Here is a 17,690-nt window from a genome sequence, read left to right on the forward strand (position 1 = left end):
ATGGCGGCTTTGGCGCCATAAAACGGCATCTGCCGCGTTAAAAATACTCGCCTATGGACGGCACACGTTCTAGGCAGCCTGAAAGACGGGTTGGCGCTTTCAGGCTGCTTTTAATAATGCGGTAAAGGCAGCCTGAAAGCGGTTGAACACTTTCAGGCTGCCTTTTTGATAAGCCGTTTTGGTTTCCGGCTTTAATTGCTGGCGGCAAACGCGCCCAGGTCTTCGCGGCGGTCGAACAGAGCTTTGACCGGCGGCTGGTGGCTGATGCCGATGACCAGGGTGTCGGGCAGTTCGCTTTTGAGCAGGCGCAGCAGGGCGGTGGCGGAGGCGTCGTCGAGCTGGTTAGTGGCTTCGTCGAGAAACAGGATGTCGGGGCGGGCGATTAGGGCGCGGGCGAGGCTGATGCGCTGCTGTTCGCCGCCGGAGAGGGTTTTGTGCCAGTCTTCTTCGCTGTGCAGGCACTCTTTCAGACGGCCGAGGCCGACTTTTTCAAGGGCGGCGGCAACGGCGTCGTCTTGCCTGCTGCCCTCGGGCGGGGCTGGGTAGCGGACGAGGTTGGCGAGGGTGTCCTGCGGCAGGTAGGGGCGCTGCGGCAGGAACAGGCTGCGCGCGCCTTGGATGCTGAACCGGCCGGCGTAATACGGCCACAGGCCGGCAAGGGTGCGCATCAGGGTGGTTTTGCCGATGCCGCTGCGGCCGTCGAGCAGCAGCCATTCGGGCGCGGCGGCGTTGAGATTAAGATGGTGCAGCAGGGGGCGACCTTCGGCGGTGTGGAGGTTTAAGGCGCGGATGGTGAGCAGGGTTTCAGGCTGCTTTGGGTTGGCGGCGGGGAGGTCGTCTGAAAGGTTTTCAGGCTGCCTTTGGGCTTTCGGGCTGCTGGTGATGCTGTCTGCAACCTGCTCCCTCCCCTGCGCTTGCGCGGGGGAGGGTTGGGGTGGGGTGTTGTTTCGGCAGAAACAATATTGGCGGATGTGTCGGCGGTTTGCCCCCACCCTAGCCCTCCCCCGCAGGCGGGGGAGGGAACGGCAGTTTCAGGCTGCCTGCTGTCGGCGGGGACTTGGTCGAGGGCAGCCTGAAAGTGGGCGAGACGCTCGACGACGGCGGCCCATTCGATGATGCGTTTGTAGTAGTCCATAAACCAGCCGAAGCCGTCTTGGACGTTGGAGAAGGCGCTGCGGGCTTTCATCATGTCGCCGAAGCTCATGCTGTGGGCGAGGTACATGGGCAGGGTGGCGATGATGGGGATGAACATCGACAGGTGCAGGTAGGCGGCGGAGAAGCTTTCAAGATAGAACTCGCGCCGTATCAGGCCGCGCCAGTTGTTTTTGACGGCGGCAAAGCGGTGCAACAGGCGGCTTTGTTCGGCGTTTTCGTCGTGGTATAGGGCGATTTGTTCGGCGTGGTCGCGCACGCGCAGCAGGGTGGCGCGGTAGTCGGCTTCGCGGTGCTGGCGCTCGATGTTCAGGGGTTGCAGTTTGCGGCCGATCAGGTGGGTGAGCAGGGTGCAGGCGGCGGAGTAGGCGAGCGCAATCCAGACGAGATAGCCTTTGACGGTGATGCTGTGGCCGAACAAGACAAAGGTTTGCACGCCGGAGAGCTGCCACAGGATTTCGATAAAGACGCCGAGTTTGGCGGCGTTCATAATGAAGTATTTGAAAAGGTCGATGCTTTTTTCCGACAGCAGGGCGATGTCTTCGGCGATGCGCTGGTCGGGGTTGTCGGGCTCGCCGGCAAGTTGCAGGCGGTAGTGTTTGTGGCCGCCGAGCCAGTCGGTTTGGAATTGGCCGGTGAGGTGTTCGCGCCAGCGGAAAAGCAGGACTTTGCGCAGCCAGTTGCCGCAGGCGACGAAGGCGGTTACGAGGGTGATGTAAACGAGGTATTCGAGTATCAGCGCGGGCATGGCGCGGCCGTCGAAGGCGGCCAGGGCGTCGTAGAAGGTTTTGTTCCAGTCGGTAATCAGCACGCCGACGCGGACGATGGCCAGCGAGAAGCCGACAACGGCGGCCAAAAGCAGCCAGTTGTACCAGGGGTTTTGCCGCAGCCAGAAGGGGGCGGCAAGGGTAAGGAAGCGGCGGAGGGTTTTCATGGTTCTGCCAAGATGGGAAGGCAGCCTGAAAGGTTTTCAGGCTGCCTTTGGGGTGGGAGATGCCGTCTGAAAAGGGGATTCAGACGGCTGAGGTTTAGAACTTGTAGTTGACTCTGAACATCAGGTTGCGCGGTTCGCCGTAGTAGTTGTTGGCGCCTTTGCTGCTGACTTTGTTGTTCTCGTAGTAGTAACGGTTGAACAGGTTGGTGGAAATCAGCGACAGCTTGAGGTTTTTGCTCGGCTGGTAATCAACATTGGCGTTGAATACGGCATAGCCGCCGCGGCTTACGCCATAGAGGCTGGCGGTTTTGCTTTGGGCGCTTACGCCGCCGCCGACTGTCCATTTCCTATCGGCAAAGGGCAGGTTGTAGCTGGTGTACAGGCGCAGCATGTGTTGCGGCGTGTGGCGGCTGAAGTTGGTGCCTTTGGGGGTGTTGCCGCGCGCTTCGGCTTCCAGATATTTGCTGTTGTTGAGCGTATAGCCGGCAAAGATTTTCCAATCTGCGGTCAGGTTGCCGGAGATTTCGGCTTCGATGCCGCGGCTGCGTACTTTGCCTACCGGCTCCCAATACCATTTCTGCTCGGCGGTGTCGTACACCTGCACGGCGCGGTTGTCTTGTTCGATGTCAAATAGGGCTACCGAGGTGTTGAGCTTGCGGTTGAGCCATTCGCCTTTCCAGCCGATTTCGTAGTTGGCGCCGACAACGGGATCAAGATACTGCTTGTTGCGGTCTTGGTTGCTGTTGGGTTTGAAAATCGAGGTGTAGCTGGCGTACAGGCTTTGCTGCGGCGTCAAATCGTAGGTAAGGGCGAAGTAGGGGTTAAAGCGCACAGTTTTGCGGTCGGTAACGCTGTCGGGATCGTTATCTACGCTGCCGGCCGTATAGAAATAATCGGTAACGTAGTGCGACTTGATGTGGTTCCAGCGCGTGCCGGCCATAATGTGCAGCTTGTCGGTAGGGTTCAGACGCAAGCCCAGCAGCAGGGCGTGGGCGGTTTTTTTCGACTTGGTTTCCCAGTACATCTGATAAGGCACGGCATCCCAGCTTGCCGGCTCGGCCACTTCGCTGCCGGTAAAGGTCATCGGATCGAAAGAGCCGCGGTAGTTGTATTGGCGGCGTTTGCCGTTGTTCAGAGTGCGGGTCAGCGTGTATTCGGTAAAGATTTCGTGGGTTTTGCCGAAGAGTTCGAATTTGCCGTTCAGATTGTTTTTAAAGGTGAACTGCTTTTCGTCGTTGTCGTAGCGGGAGAGCCAGCCTGAAGCGAGCTTGCCGCCGGTGGTGTAGCCCGGGTAGGTAGTGGCGGTATTGTAGATGCCGCCGACTTTCTTGGTGTTTTCGTTGTAGTTGTAGTCAAGTTTGCCGGTGTAGCGCCAGTTGTCGTTGAGATAGTGTTCAAGTTCGACAAAGACATTGGCTTTGTCGTACACGCCTTTGTTCCAGTTGTAGCCGAGGAAGATGTCGCGCGGCAGACCCAGTGCCACGCCCCAATCGTCGGGTTTGGTGTTTTTGCGCTGGTAGAGACCGCCCCAAGTCAGGGTAGTGGCTTCGCCAAGCTGGGCGTCCATTACGCCGTAGAGGGTGCCGTTGCCGCCTTTGACACGGTCTTTGAAGTTTTTGTCGCGCTCAAGGGCAACCACGGCGCGGCCGCGCAAGGTGCCGTTTTCGTTGAGTGCGCCGGAGAAGTCGCCGGCGGTGCGGATTTTGCCGAAGCGGTCAACCTGCACTTCGCCCTGCAGCTGGCGGTTGGAAGTGGGGCGTTTGCGTACGGCGTTTACCGTGCCGCCGGGTTCGCCGTTGGCCTGGGTCAGGCCGGTGGCGCCGCGCACCACTTCGATATGGTCGTAAATGGCGATGTCGCTCATGCTTTGCGCATCGTACATCGGGTTGTTGATCGCACCGGGCACGGTGGACGATACGCCGTCTTCTTCAATCTGGTCGATGTAAAAGCCGCGCGATTGGAAACGGGAGATGCCGCCGTCGCGGATGACGTTGACGCCGGTGGTGGTTTTCAGCGCGTCCACCATATTGGTGATGCCCTGCTGCTCGATTTGCGTTTTGGTAATCACGCTTACCGACTGCGGCGTTTCTTTGGGCGATAGCGCTAGGCCGGTGGTGGTGCGCATGGCGGAGGTGGTGTAGGAATTGCGGTTTTCGGTGCGGGTGGAGCGGTTAACGCCCTGTACGCTCACGGTTTGCAGGCTTTGGCCGTTGTCGGCGGCGGCGGTGTCGTCGGCCGCTGCGGGCAGGGCGATTAGGGCGGACAGGGTAGTCAGAACGATAGGTTTGAGGGTGGGGCGGATGCCGGACATGGGCGGTCTCTCTGTGTGTGGTAAAAAAAAGCGGCGCATGATAATCGAATTTTTTACGCTGAAAATGGAAAAATTTTCAGGATGTTGTCAAATGTAATCGCTGGTTTGTGCTTTGGTTTTCGGCGGATGCCCGTGTTTGACGATGTTTCAGGCTGCCTGCTGCGTTCGGCCGTGCAAAAAACTTTCAGGCTGCCATAAAAAGGCAGCCTGAAAAGCAGAAAAATGTTGCGCGCTGAAAGGTAAAGTGATGCTTTTATACAAACAGTTGCGCCAGATAGCACCACGCCAGTACCAAAATAATCACCAGCGCGGTGCCGATTTTGGCGACCACGCCGAGAATAAAGCCGATAAAGGTGCCGATGCCAACTTTGCCCGCCTGCAAAAGGCAGCGGCGGGCGGCATATTCGCCGACGGCGGCGCCGGCCAAGGGCCCCAGCAGCAGGCCGGGGATGCCGAGAAACATGCCGGCGATGCCGCCGATAAAGGCGCCCCACACCGCTTCTTTACTGGCGCCGGTGTATTTGGCGCCGAGCAGGCTGGCGAAAAAGTCGGTGGCAAAGCCGACGGCGGCCACCACGCCCAGCACCGCCAGCGTCCAGCCGCCGACGATTTGGTAGTCGCTGCTGTAGGCCAAAAGCCAGGCGCCGCCGAACATCAGCGGCAGCCCGGGAACGGCGGGATAGACGGTGCCGGCCAGGCCGGCAAGCAGGCAGATAAGGGCAAGGATGATAAGCAGGGCGGTCATGGGGTGTGCTGTGTTGGGATGCAGGCAGCCTGAAAACGTTCAAACCGCTTTCAGGCTGCCTTTGCGGTGTCAGCCGATCAGCTGTTTGAGCACTTCGGCTTTGGCTTTTTCGTAATCTTCGGTGGAGATCAGGTTTTGGTCGAGCAGGGTTTTGAGCTTGGCGAGTTTGGCCTGCGGGTCTTCGCCGGCAGCGGGCGCGGGGGCGGCCTGCGCGGCCTGTGCCATATTGGCCATGGCGCCGGCCATTGCCTGGCCGATGCCGGCGCCCACGCCCAGTCCGGCACCGATGCCGGCGAGTCCGCCTTCGTTTTGCGCGGCCAGCGGGATGGCTTCGGCAGTTTGGTACTGGGTGTAGCGGCCAAGGTCGCCGATGATGCCCATCGACATTTTGCTGTCGAGCGCTTTTTGCACGTTTTCGGGCAGGGTGATGCTCTCAACGGTGAAGTTTTCCAGCGCCAGACCGAGCTTGGCGAACTCGGGCAGCAGCAGCTCCTGCATTTTCTGCGACAGCAAAACCTGGTTGGCGGCCATATCCAAAAACGGCACGCCGGAATTGCCGAAGGCGGCGGCCATCTGGGTCATGGCGATGTTGCGTAATTGGTTGTCGAGTTCGCCGCCGCTGTATTGCTCGGCGACGCCGGCAACTTCGGTGAAGAAGCGGGCGGGCTCGCTGATGCGGTAGCTGTACATGCCGAAGGCGCGCAGCTGGATCACGCCGAAATCGGCATCGCGCACGGTAACCGGCTGGGCGGTGCCCCAGCGGCGGCCGAGCTGCTGGCGGGTACTGAAGAAGTAAACGTCGGATTTAAAGGGGGATTGGAACAGTTTGTCCCAGTTTTTCAGATTGGTGAGCAGCGGCAGGGTTTGGGTGGTGAGGGTGTAGCGGCCGGGCTGGAAAACGTCGGCGGTTTTGCCTTCGTCCACAAACAGCGCCGCCTGCGCTTCGCGCACGGTCAGGCTGGCGCCGTTTTGGATTTCCTGGTCGGCCACCGGAAAACGCCACATCAGCGTTTCCGGCTCGGGGTTCGGCCATTCGATAACGTCGATAAACTGCTTGCGGATAAAGCCCAGCATGGGAAGCTCCTTGTGTGAATGGTAGGGCAGCCTGAAAAAACGGCATCAGCCGCTGAGACTGGCGGCGTTGAGCAGGCCGATGGCCAGCGACAGTGCGCAAAACAGCGCGCCGACGGCGGTATTGCCGTTTTCCAGCTCGACCGATGCCAGCGGAATCAGGCGGGTGGCGGCGAAATACACGCCGATCTGCACCAGCGCCGCACCCACGCCCCACAGCATAAAGTCGGGCAGGCTTACGCTGTGCGTCATGCCCGCGGCCAGCGCGATGCAAAAACCCAGCACCGCGCCGCCGAAAGACAGGGCGCAGGCCAGATTGCCGCTGCGGATCAGCGACAACTCGCGCGCGGGCGTGATGCGCAGATAGGCGCCGGCAAACAGCACGGTCATCGCCGCGGCTGCCAGCATGTATTGCAGGTAAAGCAGGTATTGGCTGAAGGAAATCGACATGGCTTCGCTCCGGCGTGGTGGAAAGGAACACCGATTATAGCCCAAAGCGGGTGGCGCGGCGCGGCTGCCGCAACGGTTTTCAGGCTGCCTGCGGTTTTGTTTGCGCCCGAGATTGCCGGATGCACGCCGCAGACGACGGCAAAGCAAAAGCAGCCTGAAAACTTTTCAGGCTGCTTTTAGGTTGCCTGTGCCGCTGCTTTAGGCTTTCTGCTTGCACGGCAGGCAGCTTTCGGCTTCGGCCTGTTGCAGGCGCAGTTTTTTGCGCTGCTCGGCGGCTTCAAAGCGGCATTTTTGCGCTTCGCTGGTCAATTCCAGCGGCGGCACCGGCACCGGTTTGCCGTTTTCCACCGCCACCATGGTGAAGTAGCAGGAATTGGTGTGGCGCAGGGTGCGTTCGCGGATATTCTGCGCTTCGACGCGGATGCCCACTTCCATCGACGTGCGGCCGACATGGTTGACGCTGGCGAGAAAAGTTACCAGCTCGCCGACGTAAATCGGTTCTTTAAAGGTTACTTTGTCCACGGAAAGGGTAACGCAGTAATGGCCGGAATAACGGCTGGCGCAGGCGTAGGCGACCTGGTCGAGCAGTTTGAGCAGATCGCCGCCGTGGACGTTGCCGCTGAAATTGGCCATATCGGGCGTCATCAGTACGGTCATCTGCAGTTCGTGCTGGGGTTGGACGGGTGTGTTCATGGTGGTTTTTCCTTGTGTGGTGTGTGTAAAGGTGGGCTTGGGAAAAGGCAGCCTGAAAACTGGAGTTGGGGTTTTCAGGCTGCCTGCGATATGCGTGGAGGCAGCCTGAAAAACAAGCTGTTCCCCTATGGGTGTGATCGGCGGTTTTTTAATGATGCGGGCGGCGGTGCGGGTCATGGAACGGGTGGTTTTCAGGCTGCCTGAACATAAAGGGTCATTGTTTTTCCATTAGGAAGTAAGTCAAATCGTCTTGCGGGAAGTTTTTATCGCCGCGATAGACGAATCCGTAGTCTGCGAGTTTCATTTCGGGATGCTGCGCCATGATTTCGCCGGCGAAGTCGCGTTTGAACAGGCGTTCGTTGTGTCCGCGATAGTTAACGGTTACGGGGCTTGGGTTGTAGTACTCGACAACGAGCAGGTAGCGTCGGCTGCTGCGGACGAGTTTCTGGTACACGCGCGGCAGTTCGTCGGGATTGATGTGGATCAGCACGCCTTTGATCAGGGTCAGATCCCATTGTTCCGGGCTGTCCCATTCCAAAATGGATTGATGGCGGATGCGCTCGGCCGGGATCACATGTTGCAGTTTGGCAACGGCTTTTTCGTTGATTTCTATGGCGCTGGCTTCCAACTTAGGGAACAGCAGTTGCAGGGCTTTGAGGTTCATGCCGCGATTGGCACCGAACTCTATCATGTTCTCAATCGGCTGGACGCGGCGCAGGGCTTGGGAGAACAGGGCGAGGTTGGCGGCGAGCATTTGTTCGCCCTGGTTGCGCTCGACGTATTCGTCGCCAAAGCCGCCTGCCCAAAAGTGTTCTTGTTCGGTTTGATACATGCTTGGAGTCCTTTTCTTTAAAAGATGGTTGCGGGCAGCCTGAAAACGGATTGGGCTGCAAACGGGGATGATGGTTTTTCAGGCTGCCTTTCGCACATTCCAAAGGCAGCCTGAAAACCGAAAACCTAAATCTTGCCGATTTTATGCCGATTGGCTTCCACCCATGCTTTAAGCTCGTCCTGCGACATCCATTGGCTGTTGTTGTCGCTGGCGTAAACAAAGCCTTCGGGCACTTTCACGCCGTCTTTGATGCGCTCGGGGGTTTTGTCCCAGCCGTTGATGGCGGGAAGGATTTTGAAGTGCTCGGGGTATTCGTAGGTGTGCCACGAGTCTTCCGCGCCGATCATCTGCTCGTGCAGTTTTTCGCCGGGGCGGATGCCGACGGTTTTTTGTTCGCATTCTGGGGCGACGGCGCGGGCGAGTTCGCAGATGTTCATCGACGGGATTTTTTTCACATAAATCTCGCCGCCGACCATGTCGTCAAAGGCGTGCCAAACCAGCTCTACGCCTTGTTCCAGCGAAATCATAAAGCGGGTCATGCGCGGGTCGGTTATCGGCAGTACGCCGCTTTCGCGCTGCGAGAGGAAAAAAGGGATGACGGAGCCGCGCGAGCCCATCACATTGCCGTAGCGCACCACGGCGAAGCGGCAGCCGTGTTCGCCCGAGTAGGCGTTGCCGGCAACGAAGAGTTTGTCGGATGCGAGCTTGGTGGCGCCGTAGAGATTGACGGGGCTGCTGGCTTTGTCGGTGGACAGGGCGACGACTTTTTTCACGCCTTTGTCTATGCAGGCGTCGATCAGGTTCATCGCGCCGTTGATGTTGGTTTTCACGCACTCAAACGGGTTGTATTCGGCGGTGGGGACGATTTTGGTGGCGGCGGCGTGGACAACGTAATCCACGCCGTCCAGCGCGCGGTACAGGCGGTCTTTGTCGCGCACGTCGCCGATGAAAAAGCGCACGCGTTTGTCGCCTTGGTATTGTTTTGCCATGTCCCACTGCTTCATTTCGTCGCGGGAGAGGATGATGATTTTTTTGGGGTTGTAACGGGCGAGGGTCATGGGCACGAAGGTGTTGCCGAATGAGCCGGTGCCGCCGGTGATAAGGATGGTGGAGTTGCTGAGCATGGGAATGGGGGAATCTGAAGTTGGTCGGTTTTCAGGCTGCCTTTTGATTAAGGCAGCCTGAAAGGGGGCAAAGCGAAGCGGTCAGATTTTCAGGCTGCTTCGGCAAGGATTTTCGGCAGGATGCGTTTGAGGGCGGCCTGCCAGTCGGGCTGGCTGTAGCCCAAGCGGCGGATTTTTTCGCAGTTGAGCACGCTGTAGGGCGGGCGCGGGGTGCGCTCGCAGCCGGCGGGAATTTCGTGCAGACGGGCGTTTACCGGCTGCAAAAGGGCGAGTTCTTGCAATACGGTTTGGGCAAACTGGAAGCGGTTGACGGCGGTATCGCCGCAGTAGTGGTAGATGCCGCGCAGGGTGGCGGGCTCTTGCGCCAGATTAATCATCAGGCGGGCGAGATCGCCGGCGTAGGTGGGGCAGCCGGTTTTGTCGCTGACCACGTCGATGCGCTCTTGGCCGGCTTGGTCGACAATGGCTTTGACGAAGTTGCCGTCGTATTCGGAAAACACCCACGAGCTGCGGACGATAATGCTGTCGGCGTGGTGCGCGAGTGCCAAGAGTTCGCCGGCGAGCTTGGATTTGGCGTAGATGCTCAGGGGGTTGGGGTAGTCCGATTCGGTGTAGGGCGCCTGTTTGGCGCCGTCGAATACGTAGTCGCTGGAAATGTGGATCAGGCGGATGCCGGCATTGGCGGCGGCGCGGGCAAGGTTGCGCACGCCAGTGGCGTTGACGGCGAACACTTCGTCGGGGTGGCATTCGGCGGCTTCAAGATTGGTGTAGCCGGCGGCGTTGATGATGACGTCGGGCTCGAAGTTCTGCACCATGCCGGTGATGGCGGCCGAATCGGTGATGTCGAGCGTGGCCGAATCGGCGGCGATCATTTCCCAGTCTTCGGGTTTTTGGGCGCGCAGGCAGCGGCCGACCTGGCCGTTGGCTCCTGTCAGTAATATGCGCATCGTGTGTGCTCCTTGCTGTGTGGGTTTCAGGCAGTCTGAAAGGTGGACGGTTTCAGTCTTCCACCGGTTTTTCGGCGGCCACTTGGTCGATCAGTTGCGACAGACTCATGCCGCGCTCCAAAGAGCTGTCGTAAACGAAATGCAATTCCGGCGTGCGAAACACGCTGATGCGCTTGGACAGTTCGCTGCGCAAAAAGCCTTTGGCATGTTCCAAGGCTTCGGCGGTGACTTCGCGGGTGTTTTCGTCGAGCACGGTGTAATAGACGGTGGCGTGGCTGTAGTCGCGGCTGACTTCGACGTCGTTGATGGTAATAAAGCCGGCGCGGGGGTCTTTCAGGCCGGTGCGCGTCAGTTCGGCCAGCTCGCGGGTAAGCTGCTCTTTGACGCGGTCGATGCGGGCGAAGCCGCGTTGCGGTTTTCTCATATCGGCAAAACAGTTAAAAATCGGGTAAAAACGGCGGTCATTATAGCAAGGCAGCAGCAGGCGCGGGGCGGGGTTTGCGATATAATCGCGCCTTTTTTCACGGGAGCCGCCATGAACACCCTGCCGTATCAAGCCGAAATCGCCCGCCGCATGGAAGCCGCCGGCGAAGGCCGCATCCGCCCCGATGCCGAGTTTTACCATACCGCCAACGGCTATTGGATTGCCTGGCAGCAGCCGCAGGCGGCGGTGCTGCCGGAAAACCTGCCCGAGGGCGAGCCTTGCGACTGGGTGGAAGGCGCCGAAACGCTGGCCGATTTGGTGGAATTCATCGAAAGTGGCGACTACGAAGCGCTGGCCTATTTCGAGGGCAGCGAGGAAGAATGGCAGGAGCACGAAGGCTGCAGCTGCGGCTGTCAGCACCAATAAAAGGCTTTCAGGCTGCCTGAATGCATAATCGGGCAGCCGTACTGCTAGGCAGCCTGAAAGTTTCAGGCTGCTGCTAGTTAATGCCCGAATATCGCCAACACGCGAAACCGGATAGGAAAACACACACCATGAATCTGCTGGCTTTGTTTAACGATGCCGCCGCCATTGTGCGGCTGCGCTACCGTCCCGCCGAAGAATACCGCTATGGCGCGGCGGTAACGGCAGCGGTGCTGCTGGCGCTGGGTGCCATCCATTCTGCCGCCGTCGCCCCCTTAATCGGCAGCGGTTACGGCACGGTGGCGCTGTCAGTGCTGATGATCAGCGTGCGCTGGCTGGCGCTGTCGCACTGCATAGCCGCCGTGCTGCATTATTTCGGCAGCCCCAAGCTGCCCCTGCGCGGCTATATTCTCGCCAGCGAAGCGCTGGCGCTGCCGACGCTGCTGGTGATGTACATTCCCGATCTCGCGCCCCTGTCGCTGCTTTGGGGGCTGTGGACTTTCTGGGCGCAGGCCATCGGCCTGATGCGTCTGGGCGGCCAGCGCGGCAGCCGCGTACTGCTGGGCTATCTGGCCGGCCTGTTGGTGATGGGCATCGCCTATCTGCTCTTATTCGGCATCTTCGCCGCCGCCGGCTGGATCGATATGGAACAGGCTTTGCGCAATATGCAGCAGATGCAGCAGGCGCCGCCGGGGAATTGACGTATCGCAAGCAAGCCTTAATCTGTTTTCAGGCTGCCTGGAAAGGCAGCCTGAAAAAATTTATTTTGCCGGAATGGCGCTATATAATGGCTGCCGTTTTCATTTTTGAGCAAAAAGGACGGTCTCCATGGCGCAGCAGAGCATCCAACGCGCAGACGCGCTTGCCCCCGGCAGCCAGCTTCACGTTTACATCGTATTGAAAGTGCTCGGTTCGGGCGCGTTCGGCATCACCTATCTGGCCGAACACATCCATCTGGGCTCGCAGCACGTTATCAAAGAATACCTGCCCGACAGCGGCGTGCGCGTCGAAGGGCTGACCGTCCAGGCCAAAAGCAGCAGCGATCAGGAGATTTTCAACTGGGGCCTGAACGGCTTTTTCAACGAAGCCAAACTGCTCTACGGCTTAAACCACCCCAACATCGTCAAAGTAACCGATCTTTTTGAAGCCAACGGCACGGCTTATTTCGTCATGCCCTATCTGAGCGGCATCACCCTGCACCAATGGATCAAAGACCACCCGCACGCGGGCGAAGCCGAGCTGCAAAACATCTTCATCCCCCTGCTCGAAGGGCTCAAATACATCCACGAGCGCCAGCTTCTGCACCGCGACATCAAGCCCGAAAACATCTTCATCACCGAAAACCAAACCCCCGTGCTGATTGACTTCGGCGCCGCCCGTCAGGCAGTCGGCCAGAAAAGCCGCCCGCTCACCCAAATCCTCACCCCGCCGTTCGCGCCCATCGAGCAATACCACTCGCGCGATGTGTTCATGCCCGCGCTTGATTTGTACAGCCTCGGCGCCTGCATCTACCAAGCCGTTGCCCACCGCCTGATTGAAGAAGCCCCCGCCCGCATCGCCGGCGAAGACACCCAGCCCAAACTCGCCGGCAGCGAATACGAAAAACAATACAGCCACGCCTTTCTTGCCGCCGTCGATTACGCCCTGAATGTACGCGCCGAAAACCGTTTCCAAAGCGCGATGGACATGCAGCAGGCACTGCTCGGACAAAAAGAACTGCCGCCGCCCGTTCAGGCTGCCCCTGCCTACAGTGCCGCCCCCGCCACCCAAGCCGCTTACAACGGCGCCACTGCCGTTTACAGCGCGCCCCAAGCCGCCGCAGCCGCCGCCCCGCGTCCGAAAAACAAACTGCTGCTGTGGGGCGGCATCGGCGGCGCAGCGGCCGTACTGATTGCCGTCATCGCCGTCTTTGCCTTTGGCGGCAAAGAGAAAGAACCCGCCGACGAACCCGCGCAGACCGCTTCCGCCGTCCAAACCGCCGCCCCCGCCAACGACCCCATCGTCCTCCCGCCCGCCGACAACGGCGGCAGCCTGCCCGGGGAGCAGCCAGAACAGCCGCAACAGCCCATGCCCGTCGGCGGCAACAGCAACACCGCCCAAATCGCCGCCCAAGTCGAAAAAATGAACCGCGAACTGCCCAAATCGCTCGGCGACGGCGTGCGCTGGGAAAAAGCCCTCTACGTCGAAGCCAGCAACACCATGATTATGCAGGTCACCCTCACCAAACTACGCCGGCGCGACATCAGCAACGCCCAATTAGAGCAAATCAAATCCGCGCTCGGCCCCGAAATGGCGAAAACCTCCTGCCAAGACCCTAATGTCGCTCCATGGCTCACCAGCGGCGGCACACTGCTGATAGCGTTTTACGACCGCAACAACAAACACTTGGTGGATGCAAGCATATCGGGCGCGGACTGCCGCCAATAGGCAGCCTGAAAACGGATTTGCGGGCTTTCGCCAAGTCCAAACCCGCAAGGCCGTCTGAAACCCGCTTTTCAGACGGCCTCTGCCAAGCAATAGTGAAGCGACACAGAAAGATACAAGGCAGCAAGCCGCAGACAGTACAAGTAGTACGAGGCTGGTTTACTTGGCATTTTTAATGCCTTAGCAAACCGCCCTCTTCGAGCTAAGGCGCAGCAACGCCGTAGATTTTTGTGTCGCTTCACTAAAAACACCCAAAGCAGCCTGAAAACCGGCAAGGCCGTCTGAAAAACCAAAACGGCAGATTCCGCATCGCACGCCCAAGCGTTCAGACGGCCTCCGCCCCAAGCAGCCTGAAAACCAAGTCCGAAGGAATCCCCATGCAGCCCGATTTCCACCAAGCCCAGCACATCGGCCGCCGCGAAGAACAGCAGGACGCACTCGGCAACCTCGTTCTCGCCCCGCGCCACACCCTCTACGTCCTTGCCGACGGCATGGGCGGGCAGCAAGGCGGGCAAACCGCCGCCCGCGCCGTTGTCGCCGCCATCCTCGACCACTTTCACCGGCAAAACCCGCCCGCCGACAGCCGCGCGGCCGAAAACCAACTGCACGCCGCCCTTAACGCCGCCAACCAAGCTCTCGCCCGCATCCTGCAAAGTCATCCCGAACTCGACGGCATGGGCAGCACCCTCATCGCCCTGATTGCCGATGAAAACACAGGCACATACAGCTACATCAGCGTCGGCGACAGCCCGCTCTACCTGCTGGAAAACGGCCGACTGCGCCGCATCAACGCCAACCACGCCTTCGCCGAAGACCTCAAACGCATGATAGCCGCCGGCGAAATCACCGCCGAAGAAGCCGAACGCCACCCCGCCCGCCATGCCGTTACCAGCGCCGTTACCGGCAAAGACATCGCCCATACCGACTGCCGCAGCGGCAGCCTGAACCCCGGCGACACCCTCCTGCTCGCCAGCGACGGCGTGCAAACCCTGTCTGACCGCGAAATCGAAGACACCCTCAACGCCGCCGCCGACCCCGAAGCCCAAGCGCAAGCCCTGATCAGCGTCGTCCTTGCCAAACAAAACCCCCATCAGGACAACACCTCGCTCATCCTCGTCCGCCACCCCGCCGACCCGTCCGCCCCCGCCACCCAAACCCTTCCCACCCAAGCCGCCCCCGCCGACAGGCAGCCTGAAAACGGCGAACAACGCCCGCCCGCAAAAAGCAGCCTGAAAGGCGTATTCGTCGGCTTCCTTCTCGGTGCCCTGCTGATCGGCGGACTGGTCTACCATCTCACCCGCCCGACCGAAGAAACCGTCCCGCCGCCCGCCGCTTCCGAACCTGCCGCGCAAAGCGCATCCGAAGCCGCCGCGTCTGTCCCAAGCGCCCCACCGCCTGCCGCCGCGTCCGAGACACCCGCCTCCGAACCCGCCCCGCAATCCGCGTCCGAACCGCCCGCCGCCGCTAAACAAGAAAAAGGCGGCAAAAGCAAAACCCCGCCCCTGCCGCATATTTCCAAACCGCTGAGATAATATTACTAGGGGCTATTCACATTTGGTATTGCGGTGGCTTTTACGCCATAAAACAGACTCTGCCGTGTTGCCAATCCTCGCAAGGTGTCCAACTTTGCTGCGGTTTGCGCCTTGCATAGCCTGTTTTCTGACCTAAAATCCACTGCGCAAACCAATTGTAAACAGCCCCTAGGCAGCCTGAAAACGGTTTCAGGCTGCCTCTGATTAAAAACCTCCTGCCTGTCATACAAATAAAGGATTCCCCCATGAAACTCTGGCGCACGATTTTATTGTCCCTGTTTTTCGCCGCCGCCCCCACGGCGCAGGCCAACCAGCCCGATGTGCTTAAAGCCGCCGAATCGGTTTACCGCCTGTGGATAGGCGTACCGTTGCCGCCGCAGGTGGCCGCACAAATGGTCAACCAGCAGATGCTCTCTGAAATCAACGACAAAGGCTATGTGCGGATTATGACGCCGCAACAGCAGCTGCTCACCTTCTTCAAGCAAAACGGCCAGCTTTACCTGTTTGCCGGACACGGCTCGGGCTATCTGGTTTCCAATCAGGGGCATATCGTTACCAACGACCATGTGGCGAACGCCGATGTCGGCGAAATGGCGCAGCTGGGCAAGCCGCAGGTGTTTCTGGTGCGCAAAATCGCGCCGCAGCTGGAACTGATGTCCACCCAGCCTCTTGTAAGCGACAGCGCAAAGGACTTGAGCCTGTTGCAAGTGAACGGTCTGACCGGCAAACCGCTGCCGCTGGCCGACGGCAAATTCGTCCAGCCTACCCTGCCGGTATTTTCCATCGGCTTTCCCGGCGCGTCCGACGAAATCACCGCCGGCTACGGCTTCGGCGATCCGGACGCCTACATCCAGCCGGGCATTGCCGAAGGCAGCCTGAAACGCGAATTTAAAAACTACGGCAACCGCAGCTATTGGGAACACCATGCGCCCATCAGCGGCGGCAACAGCGGCGGCCCGCTGGTCAACCGCTGCGGCCAGGTGGTCGGTACCAACGAAGGCGCGCACAAACAGCAGATAAACACCGTGATCGCCGTATCCAATTCCGAACTCGTGCCCATGCTCAAAAGCCACAACGTCAGCTTTACCCAAGCGGCGGGCGAATGCGTGGACAGCGCCACCGCCGGCACGCGCCGCCAGCTGACGCTGCTCTACACCGGCATGGGCTTGCTGGTGCTGCTGGCGGCAGGCGGCGGCGTGTATCTGCTGCGGCTGAAAAAACAAGTGAAAGCGGGCAGCCATCCGCCGATCAATTCCCAACTCATCCGCAAAATCGTCGGCGCGCAACAGGCGCAGGCAGCGGCAGGCGGCGGCGCGGGCAGCATCACCCTGACCCCGCTGGGCGGCGGCACACCCATCGTGCTCCGTGCGGGGCGCGCCCAAATCCTAGGACGCAGCGCACAGGCCGACATCGTCATCGACAAAGCTCAGATTTCCGGCCGCCACGTCCGCCTGCTGTTTGACGGCCGCAGCGTGCAGGCCGAAGACCTCGGCAGTACCAACGGCACCTACAGCAACGGCAGCAAAATCAGCCGCACCGTCCTCAACGCGGGCGACGTGCTGCAGCTGACCGCCGACCCCGCCGTCGCCCGTTTCAGCGTCGGTTCGCCCGCTTCAGACGGCCTCGGCGGCGACTGGGTGCTCGCCCCCCTGTCTGCCGGACTGCCGAACATCGTATTGAGCGCAGGGCGCAGCGTAACCGTTGGACGCAGCCCCGATAACGACGTCGTCATCAACCGCCAGCAGATTTCCGGCCGCCACTGCCGCATCAGCGCCGATGCAGCGGGCAACATCACCATCGAAGACTGCCGGTCCACCAACGGCACCTTTGTTGACGATCTAGCCAAGCGCATCGACCGCGCCGCCCTGCGCTCCGGGCAGACCGTTTATCTCGCCAACCGCGACATCGCCTACCGCCTCACCCAGTCTTAAAAAGGAAACAGCCATGGCCATGAAACTGTGCGCCGCCGCCAAACACTACTACGACCCCGCCCTCTGTGCCGACTGCCCCTACTGCGGCGACGCAGGCCGTCTGAAAGCCGCCGCACCGCTTTCAGACGGCCTCACCGCCGCCGAACACACCGCCGTTCTCAGCGCACCCGCGCAGGACGTGCGCACGCAGATGGTTGCCGACCCGCATGCCGCCGATCAGACGGCGAAAACGCAAATCGTCGCCAACGCCGCCGAAGACAACGCGCGCAAAACCCACATCTTCGGCGCCAACCGCGACGCCGACCCCGAAGCCCGCGCCAAAGGCATGCGCGAACTGCCCGCCGCCGGCTGGCTGGTCATCACCGAAGGCGCAGGACGCGGCACCGACTTCCGCCTCGTGCGCGGCGCCAACCGCATCGGCCGCAGCGCAGAAATGGAAGTGTCGCTCGACTTCGGCAGGCGCAGCGACCCCGCCGTCAGCCGCGAAACCCACGCCGCCGTCATCTACGACCCGCACGCCAACGAATTTTTCGTCGAACGCGGCAGCAGCCGCAACCTGCCCCTGCTCAACGGCAGCACCATCCGCGGCGAACCCGTGCTGAAAAACCGCGACATTATCCAAGTCGGCGACACCAAACTGGTTTTCGTCGCCTTTTGCGGCGAAGGCTTTGCTTGGGAGTAACGGCGACGCGCTTTG

15 protein-coding genes and 1 pseudogene are annotated in these 17,690 nt (G+C 60.2%); 6 read left to right on the top strand and 10 right to left on the bottom strand.

Going from position 1 to position 17,690, the window contains the following annotated elements; all coding sequences use genetic code 11:
* Positions 1-191: 191 nt before the first annotated feature.
* From OP500_RS04130 to rbfA, 10 genes and pseudogenes are all read right to left on the bottom strand, one after another.
* Positions 192-2,086: pseudogene (locus tag OP500_RS04130) on the bottom strand (ABC transporter ATP-binding protein/permease).
* 94 nt (positions 2,087-2,180) lie between these two features.
* Complete coding sequence (locus OP500_RS04135; RefSeq protein WP_274070259.1) at positions 2,181-4,397, bottom strand: TonB-dependent siderophore receptor; 2,217 nt, start codon at positions 4,395-4,397, stop codon at positions 2,181-2,183.
* Positions 4,398-4,650: 253 nt separating this feature from the next.
* The gene (locus OP500_RS04140) at positions 4,651-5,142 is read right to left on the bottom strand and encodes a DUF456 domain-containing protein (RefSeq protein WP_238747843.1); all 492 of its coding nucleotides are present in this window, start codon (positions 5,140-5,142) and stop codon (positions 4,651-4,653) included.
* 69 nt (positions 5,143-5,211) lie between these two features.
* Positions 5,212-6,216: an SPFH domain-containing protein gene (locus tag OP500_RS04145; RefSeq protein ID WP_274070260.1), complete on the bottom strand. Its 1,005-nt coding sequence runs from the start codon at positions 6,214-6,216 to the stop codon at positions 5,212-5,214.
* A gap of 45 nt (positions 6,217-6,261) precedes the next feature.
* Positions 6,262-6,663 (bottom strand): DUF350 domain-containing protein, encoded by a 402-nt coding sequence (locus tag OP500_RS04150; protein ID WP_238747846.1) that lies wholly within the window; start codon positions 6,661-6,663, stop codon positions 6,262-6,264.
* A gap of 198 nt (positions 6,664-6,861) precedes the next feature.
* On the bottom strand, positions 6,862-7,356 hold the full coding sequence (locus tag OP500_RS04155) for an acyl-CoA thioesterase (RefSeq protein ID WP_238747975.1): 495 nt from the start codon (positions 7,354-7,356) through the stop codon (positions 6,862-6,864).
* Between the two features lie 214 nt (positions 7,357-7,570).
* On the bottom strand, positions 7,571-8,188 hold the full coding sequence (locus OP500_RS04160) for a pseudaminic acid biosynthesis-associated methylase (protein WP_274070261.1): 618 nt from the start codon (positions 8,186-8,188) through the stop codon (positions 7,571-7,573).
* Between the two features lie 125 nt (positions 8,189-8,313).
* Entirely contained in the window at positions 8,314-9,312 is a 999-nt protein-coding gene (pseB, locus tag OP500_RS04165) for a UDP-N-acetylglucosamine 4,6-dehydratase (inverting) (protein WP_274070262.1), read from the bottom strand.
* Positions 9,313-9,401: 89 nt separating this feature from the next.
* Complete coding sequence (gene rfbD / locus OP500_RS04170; RefSeq protein ID WP_274070263.1) at positions 9,402-10,259, bottom strand: dTDP-4-dehydrorhamnose reductase; 858 nt, start codon at positions 10,257-10,259, stop codon at positions 9,402-9,404.
* Positions 10,260-10,311: 52 nt separating this feature from the next.
* Entirely contained in the window at positions 10,312-10,683 is a 372-nt protein-coding gene (gene rbfA / locus OP500_RS04175) for a 30S ribosome-binding factor RbfA (RefSeq protein ID WP_238747850.1), read from the bottom strand.
* Between the two features lie 111 nt (positions 10,684-10,794).
* Here rbfA and OP500_RS04180 point away from each other — a divergent pair, with 111 nt between their 5' ends.
* The 6 genes from OP500_RS04180 to OP500_RS04205 all read left to right on the top strand — a co-directional run bounded on the left by OP500_RS04180 (position 10,795) and on the right by OP500_RS04205 (position 17,675).
* Positions 10,795-11,109, top strand: coding sequence for a general secretion pathway protein GspG (locus tag OP500_RS04180; RefSeq protein WP_274070264.1), 315 nt, complete (start codon positions 10,795-10,797; stop codon positions 11,107-11,109).
* A gap of 128 nt (positions 11,110-11,237) precedes the next feature.
* On the top strand, positions 11,238-11,807 hold the full coding sequence (locus OP500_RS04185) for a hypothetical protein (RefSeq protein WP_274070265.1): 570 nt from the start codon (positions 11,238-11,240) through the stop codon (positions 11,805-11,807).
* Between the two features lie 127 nt (positions 11,808-11,934).
* Complete coding sequence (locus OP500_RS04190) at positions 11,935-13,533, top strand: serine/threonine protein kinase (protein ID WP_274070266.1); 1,599 nt, start codon at positions 11,935-11,937, stop codon at positions 13,531-13,533.
* 374 nt (positions 13,534-13,907) lie between these two features.
* Positions 13,908-15,062 (top strand): PP2C family protein-serine/threonine phosphatase, encoded by a 1,155-nt coding sequence (locus tag OP500_RS04195; RefSeq protein ID WP_274070267.1) that lies wholly within the window; start codon positions 13,908-13,910, stop codon positions 15,060-15,062.
* Positions 15,063-15,307: 245 nt separating this feature from the next.
* Positions 15,308-16,993 carry an FHA domain-containing protein gene (locus tag OP500_RS04200; protein ID WP_274070268.1) on the top strand — a complete coding sequence of 562 codons (1,686 nt, stop codon included), beginning with the start codon at positions 15,308-15,310 and terminating at the stop codon, positions 16,991-16,993.
* A gap of 13 nt (positions 16,994-17,006) precedes the next feature.
* Positions 17,007-17,675: an FHA domain-containing protein gene (locus OP500_RS04205; RefSeq protein WP_274070269.1), complete on the top strand. Its 669-nt coding sequence runs from the start codon at positions 17,007-17,009 to the stop codon at positions 17,673-17,675.
* Positions 17,676-17,690 lie beyond the last annotated feature (15 nt).

It is taken from the genome of Kingella sp. SNUBH-2017, assembly GCF_028680565.1.
GTDB classification, from domain to species: Bacteria; Pseudomonadota; Gammaproteobacteria; order Burkholderiales; family Neisseriaceae; genus Kingella_D; species Kingella_D pumchi.

Bases quoted from the DNA above. Each gene is read 5' to 3' on its own strand.
- OP500_RS04185 (WP_274070265.1), top strand. From the start codon at position 11,238: ATGAATCTGCTGGCTTTGTTTAACGATGCCGCCGCCATTGTGCGGCTG.
- OP500_RS04135 (WP_274070259.1), bottom strand. From the start codon at position 4,397: ATGTCCGGCATCCGCCCCACCCTCAAACCTATCGTTCTGACTACCCTG.
- OP500_RS04195 (WP_274070267.1), top strand. From the start codon at position 13,908: ATGCAGCCCGATTTCCACCAAGCCCAGCACATCGGCCGCCGCGAAGAA.
- pseB (WP_274070262.1), bottom strand. From the start codon at position 9,312: ATGCTCAGCAACTCCACCATCCTTATCACCGGCGGCACCGGCTCATTC.
- rbfA (WP_238747850.1), bottom strand. From the start codon at position 10,683: ATGAGAAAACCGCAACGCGGCTTCGCCCGCATCGACCGCGTCAAAGAG.
- OP500_RS04140 (WP_238747843.1), bottom strand. From the start codon at position 5,142: ATGACCGCCCTGCTTATCATCCTTGCCCTTATCTGCCTGCTTGCCGGC.
- OP500_RS04205 (WP_274070269.1), top strand. From the start codon at position 17,007: ATGGCCATGAAACTGTGCGCCGCCGCCAAACACTACTACGACCCCGCC.
- rfbD (WP_274070263.1), bottom strand. From the start codon at position 10,259: ATGCGCATATTACTGACAGGAGCCAACGGCCAGGTCGGCCGCTGCCTG.
- OP500_RS04155 (WP_238747975.1), bottom strand. From the start codon at position 7,356: ATGAACACACCCGTCCAACCCCAGCACGAACTGCAGATGACCGTACTG.
- OP500_RS04200 (WP_274070268.1), top strand. From the start codon at position 15,308: ATGAAACTCTGGCGCACGATTTTATTGTCCCTGTTTTTCGCCGCCGCC.
- OP500_RS04180 (WP_274070264.1), top strand. From the start codon at position 10,795: ATGAACACCCTGCCGTATCAAGCCGAAATCGCCCGCCGCATGGAAGCC.
- OP500_RS04145 (WP_274070260.1), bottom strand. From the start codon at position 6,216: ATGCTGGGCTTTATCCGCAAGCAGTTTATCGACGTTATCGAATGGCCG.
- OP500_RS04190 (WP_274070266.1), top strand. From the start codon at position 11,935: ATGGCGCAGCAGAGCATCCAACGCGCAGACGCGCTTGCCCCCGGCAGC.
- OP500_RS04150 (WP_238747846.1), bottom strand. From the start codon at position 6,663: ATGTCGATTTCCTTCAGCCAATACCTGCTTTACCTGCAATACATGCTG.
- OP500_RS04160 (WP_274070261.1), bottom strand. From the start codon at position 8,188: ATGTATCAAACCGAACAAGAACACTTTTGGGCAGGCGGCTTTGGCGAC.